1 protein-coding gene is annotated in these 456 nt (G+C 62.7%); it reads right to left on the bottom strand.

What is annotated here, in order from left to right; translation table 11 throughout:
• Nucleotides 1-456, bottom strand: a 456-nt coding sequence (locus AC3DEV_RS16995) for a DUF5131 family protein (RefSeq protein ID WP_488372871.1), incomplete at both ends; no start/stop codon positions are given.

The following is a 456-nucleotide window of genomic DNA, read 5'->3' as shown; positions in this document are numbered from 1 at the left end:
GCAGCTGACGAATGCAAAGGCCGGGCGCAGCGCGCGCTTTGCATCGAGCAAGGTGAGGACGTCGCGGTCAGCTTCCTTTTGCGTGACGATGCTCGCGCCGATCGCCGCGTTGGGCGGCAGGCCGCCAGCTTCCGCGCTCAGCTTCTCGATCATGCTGGGGCGCTTGGTCAGAAGCAAATAAACCAGATGTGGCGTGCCGCGCATTATCGCGAACATCCAGCGCCGCCACTCGGGATCAACCTGATTGTCAAAGGGGTCCATCAGCGACGGGAAAATGAAAGGCCGAGTGCCTTTGCGCTGAGCCGCGCGGTCCCACGCAAGGGGCTTTAGCCAGCCGCTGGGAGCGGCGCATTGACGAGGGCTGTGCGGGCCCCATCCGATGCCGAAGCGATTGCCGAACACTTCAGCATAACAAAATTCGCACGCGCCTTTGTCGCCGACGCTGACCTTGGTGCA

It is taken from the genome of Dietzia sp. IBK-p2-15D, from assembly GCF_057773105.1.
This window is presented reverse-complemented; position numbering and strand designations above follow the sequence as displayed.